The sequence below is a fragment of the Escherichia sp. MOD1-EC5433 genome, assembly GCF_002966005.1.
Taxonomy (GTDB): Bacteria; Pseudomonadota; Gammaproteobacteria; order Enterobacterales; family Enterobacteriaceae; genus Escherichia; species Escherichia ruysiae.
Map to the genome: position 1 here is coordinate 1 of NZ_PTRL01000028.1, position 255 is coordinate 255.

The 255-nt window shown below is 45.1% G+C and carries 1 rRNA gene; it reads left to right on the forward strand.

What is annotated here, in order from left to right:
- Positions 1–156 precede the first annotated feature (156 nt).
- Positions 157–255 (forward strand): 23S ribosomal RNA (locus C3D30_RS20240); the annotation flags it as partial.

Genomic DNA, 255 nt, shown 5'->3' on the forward strand with positions numbered 1-255 from the left:
TTCAGAGTGTACCTGCAAGGGTTCACTGCGAAGTTTTGCTCTTTAAAAATCTGGATCAAGCTGAAAATTGAAACACTGAACAACGAAAGTTGTTCGTGAGTCTCTCAAATTTTCGCAACACGATGATAAATCGCAAGAAACATCTTCGGGTTGTGAGGTTAAGCGACTAAGCGTACACGGTGGATGCCCTGGCAGTCAGAGGCGATGAAGGACGTGCTAATCTGCGATAAGCGTCGGTAAGGTGATATGAACCGT